This window comes from uncultured Rothia sp., assembly GCF_937976295.1.
GTDB lineage: Bacteria > Actinomycetota > Actinomycetes > Actinomycetales > Micrococcaceae > Rothia.
This window is the reverse complement of the sequence record NZ_CALJRY010000052.1, coordinates 1-4,397: the sequence shown is the minus strand read 5'-3', so window position 1 is coordinate 4,397 and position 4,397 is coordinate 1. Positions and strand designations below refer to the sequence as shown.

Genomic DNA, 4,397 nt, shown 5'->3' with positions numbered 1-4,397 from the left:
CCCGAAAGTGACATCAGGGTGCCCGAAGCGAAGCGAGGGCGGGTCCCCTGTAGGAGCGAAGGAAGTGTATAGCGTGCCGACCCATCCCCTGCACAAGCGAAGGAAGCGTAAAGCGTACCAAGCGCGCAGCTCAGCTATACCTTCCTGAAGCAACATCAGGGTGCCCGAAGCGAAGCGAGGGCGGGTCCCCTGCAGGAACGAGGGCGCATACCGCTTTCCGCTTAACTCGTAGAGCTTAACTCCTAGAGACAATTCCCCCTGTGCAGGGCGTAAAATCGTGTATAACACGGCGGCACGTCGCGCGGTTTGTTCTGCTCAAAAACTGCCGCTGCCGCCTCCTGTTTTCGCACACTCACTCTAGGAGTTTTATGCTCACCGTCTCTACTGTGCCGCTTGTTTTGTGTACGGCACTTGTTGCGTTGACTTTGTTGATTAGCGGTATTGCTAAGGCGAAGGACCCGCAGAGTACCGTGACCGGTATTCAGAATCTTGGTTTGGAGAAGATCGCGCCGACCCGCCCGGTGTCGCTGATCCTGCCGTGGTTTGAGATTGTTTTGGCAGCGGTGCTGTTGTTGTCGCCGGTGCGTTTGCCTGCGGTGATTGCTTCGGGTTTGGCGTTGATTCTGATGCTGTTCTATACGGTGGTGATTGCGCGCGCGCTGGCGACGGGCCGTACTGCTGGTTGTAATTGTTTCGGTTCTGAGTCGAATGCGCCGGTGAGCCGTTACACGCTGGTCCGTAATATTGCGTTGCTGTTGGCGGCGGCTGGCGCGCATGCGAGCGCGTTGAGAGGCGGCACGGGTGTTGTGTCCACTCTGCTGGGTCTGGGTCATAGCGGCTGGACGTGGGTTATTGGTGCGGCGCTGATTGCTGTGACGTTGGAGGCTGTTCGCCGCGGTGACGCTTTGGCGCAGCCGGAGCCGCAGGCTCAGGTGATTTTGCCGGAGCCGGTGTATGACGAGAACGGCGAGGAGCAGTATGTTCGTATGCCGATTCCTCATGCGGCGCTGTATTTGGAGAATGGTCGTCACACGAATCTGCGTGCGTTGGCTAAGAATCAGGCGCGTGTGCTGGTGTTTGTGTCGGCGACGTGTGTTGGTTGCGTGAAGTTTTTGAAGACGATGGCTTCGTGGCAGGAGCGTCTGCCGCAGGTGGCGTTGCATCCGGTGTATTCGAGTCTTGAGTCGTTGCAGACCTCGCGTAAGGCGGGTACGTTGCCGGAGGGTTTGACGCCGCTGATTGACCGTGAGGCCGGTGCCCGCGCGAATTTTGGTAATGGTGTGCCGTTGGCTGTGGTTTTGGGTGCTGATGGTCTGCTTGCTGGCGGCCCGGTGGCTGGTAATGAGGCGATTGAGGCGCTGCTGACCGATATTGAGGAGCAGTTCGCTGAGGCGGCTCGTTTGGCTGAGGAGGAGCGTCAGGAGCAGATGCATAAGGCGATTGCTGAGGGCACGTCGAATACTGGCGGTGACCACCTCTAACCGCTCCCCTGTAGCTTCCTTGTCTCCCCCGCTGCCCCGATAGCCCCGTCCGGCGCTGACTGCCCTTACCGGCAGACGCCGGGTGGGGCTATGCTAGAACGTAGCGCACACACCGCTTATACGCCGCGGTCACCGTGCCTGGTGGCGGCTGGCGCATCCTCAACCCTGTCTAAGGAGTTTTTATGGCAATGATGAGTTTCAGCACTCCTGCTGAGCGTGATAAGTCTCTGTGGCTGATTAAGAAGGAGAGCAACCCGAATCATTCTCAGTGGTACATTGACCGTTTCAAGGCGATGGAGGCTGAGGGTAATGACATTGCGGGTGAGTCTCGTCTGTTGAATGCTATGGCTTCTCGTGGCGCGAAGATTCTTGATGCGGGTTCCGGTCCCGGTCGTGTGGGTAAGCAGCTGCACGAGCTGGGTCACCGTGTGACGGGTGTTGATATTGATCCTGAGCTGATTGAGGAGGCGCGCCGCGTCTGCCCGGATGCTACGTGGATTACCGCTGATTTGGTGGATTTGCCGGAGGTGCTGGACATTGAGGGTGATGCTACGGCGGAGAACGGTTTTGAGCTGCTGGTGTGTGCGGGTAATGTGATGGGTTTCTTGGCTCGTTCGACTCGTAAGCCGGTGGTTGAGAATTTCCGTCGCGTGCTGGCGCCGGGTGGCCGTGCGGTGGTTGGTTACGGTTCGGGTCCGGGCCGTGATTATGCGTTTGAGCAGTTCCTCGCTGATGCCCGCGAGGTTGGTTTGAATGTTGATAACACGTACTCTTCGTGGCAGCTGCACCCGTTTGTGGAGGGTTCTTCGGAGTATTTGGTGGCGGTTCTGTCGCGCCCGGCGAGCTAGGCTCTCATCTACATCTAGCACGCAGCACATCAACTAGCGCGTAGCACGTCTGAGCTAGGCATACGAATGGCCCGGCGCCTGCCCCGTGTGGGGTGGGTGCCGGGCCTTTGCGCGTTTGGAGGATACGCATCCGAAAAGGAGCACCGGTGAAGGATGGGTGTTCTAGTGGATGAGGTAGATGGTGCGGGCGATTTCTTCCGGCATGAAGGATGCGGCAAAGAGGATTACCACGATGATGACGGCGAGTGCGGTCATGAGGCTGGAGCGCCAGCCGGGGTGCAGTTCGTTGAAGGTGATGAGTCCCTTGTGTTCTTTGTCCATGTTGACCACGTTGATCTGCTTGTAGATGGTGGTTTGGGCGGAGAGCCTGGAGGAGACTTCTCGCATGGTTTTGCCGTCCCAGACGCGGCCGTCGATGCGCATGAGCTGTTTGCCGTCTTTGTCGACGGCCCACATGGCGGGGAAGCTGCGGTAGCGTAGGCGGCCGGCGACGGTTTTGAGTTTCTGGCCGTAGGCTTTTTTGGGGTAGAGCTTTTCGGCGTAGATGGTGTGGTCGATGTTTTCCAGCGGTACGGCGAACCAGCCGAAGGTGCGTGCGCGGAGTACGTGGGTTTTGGTGATGACGATGATGGTGGGTTTGAGGACTGAGTAGAGGTTGACGCCTGCGATGGTGCCGATGAGCAGTACGAGGATGGTGTACGGCAGGGCGGGTCGCTTGTAGAGGATGAAGGCGAGCGCGGCGAGGAGCACGATGGTGCCGGGGAGTGCCGCTTCGATGCGCCTGCCGTAGGAGCGCATGCGGGGGTGGAATAGTTCGTTGACTTCGCCGTATTTGGCGGGGACTTCGTGAGCGCGTTCTGCCATATACACAACTTTAGTGTGTGCGGTGCGTGAAACCTAGCGGACTACCTGCGTTACTCTGGTTCTATGCGTAATTTTTCTCCCGTGGAGCGGGTCCTGGCAATGTGGATGGTCGGTGTTGTGGTGGCGGTTTCTGTGGCTGCTGCGGCGCTGGTTATGACGAATAAGCTGGTGTATGGTCCGACGGGTCAGGTGCGGGAGTATTTTCATGCGTTGCGTACGGGTAATGGTTCGTATGCGCGTGGTTTGTTGGGTGCGCAGATTCCTGAGGGTGATGCGTCGCTGTTGGATGGGGATGCTTTGAGACGTTCGGTGTCTTCGTTGGGTGAGGTGTCGTATGAGGTGGTGGAGACTAGCGCCGATGGTGAGCATGCGACGGTGCGTGCTTCCTATACTTTGGAGGGTTCGCAGCAGCATACGGATTTTCGTTTGCACCGTTCGGGTACGCATTGGGGCTTTTTTGATAAGTGGGCTATTGATGAGGCGTCTTTGCCGTCGGTGAAGGTGAATATTCAGGGTGTGGAGGCTGCGACGATTAATAACCGTAAGGTTGCGGTGGATGATGGGGCGGCATCGTTCCCGGTGTTTTATCCGGGTGTGTATGCGGTGTCGTATGATTCGACGGTTTATACGGCGCAGAAGGTGAATGAGGTGGTGACTGCGCAGGATGCGAATCATTCGGTGCGTATGGAGTTGAAGCCGAGTGATAATGCGTTGTCGTCGGTGAAGGAGCAGGTGCAGGATCATTTGAAGAAGTGCACGCAGCAGAGCACTCTTTATCCTGGTGGGTGCCCTTTTGAGTATGCGTTTACGGGCCGTGTGGATTCTGAGGTGAAGTGGTCTGTTGAGAAGGTGGCTGATCCGCAGGTGAGTGTGAGTTCGGCGGGTGTGTGGTCGTTGAAGCCGATGTCGGGTACGGCGAAGGTGTCGTTTACTCAGTTGGATTTGTATACGGGTGCGCGTTCGCAGGTGCAGAAGGAGATTCCGTTTACGTTGAAGGCGTCGGTTGAGGCGGATGCGAAGGCGGTCCGAGTCTCCTTCTAAAGCCGCTGAGCTGCGCGAGAGCCAGTATGCTCTGAACACGACATCAGGGTGCCCGAGCGAAGCGAGGACGGGTGCCCCTGTAGGAGCGAAGAGCATACTGGCTCGTAGCTTATATGGGTTGAGAAAGGGCCGGTGTTATCCGTAGCGACATCAGGGTGTCCGA

The 4,397-nt window shown here is 57.8% G+C and carries 4 protein-coding genes; 3 read left to right on the top strand and 1 reads right to left on the bottom strand.

Annotation, left to right across the window (positions count from 1 at the left end; all coding sequences use genetic code 11):
- Positions 1-368 precede the first annotated feature (368 nt).
- Entirely contained in the window at positions 369-1,481 is a 1,113-nt protein-coding gene (locus tag Q0216_RS01455; RefSeq protein WP_298592361.1) for a MauE/DoxX family redox-associated membrane protein, read from the top strand.
- A 182-nt stretch (positions 1,482-1,663) separates the two neighbouring features.
- Positions 1,664-2,329 (top strand): bifunctional 2-polyprenyl-6-hydroxyphenol methylase/3-demethylubiquinol 3-O-methyltransferase UbiG, encoded by a 666-nt coding sequence (locus Q0216_RS01450; protein WP_298592359.1) that lies wholly within the window; start codon positions 1,664-1,666, stop codon positions 2,327-2,329.
- Positions 2,330-2,491: 162 nt separating this feature from the next.
- On the opposite strand, the gene Q0216_RS01445 is transcribed toward Q0216_RS01450, so the two are convergent.
- Positions 2,492-3,193: a hypothetical protein gene (locus Q0216_RS01445; protein WP_298592357.1), complete on the bottom strand. Its 702-nt coding sequence runs from the start codon at positions 3,191-3,193 to the stop codon at positions 2,492-2,494.
- A 63-nt stretch (positions 3,194-3,256) separates the two neighbouring features.
- On the opposite strand from Q0216_RS01445, the gene Q0216_RS01440 reads away from it, so the two are divergent.
- The gene (locus tag Q0216_RS01440; protein WP_298592356.1) at positions 3,257-4,234 is read left to right on the top strand and encodes a hypothetical protein; all 978 of its coding nucleotides are present in this window, start codon (positions 3,257-3,259) and stop codon (positions 4,232-4,234) included.
- Positions 4,235-4,397 lie beyond the last annotated feature (163 nt).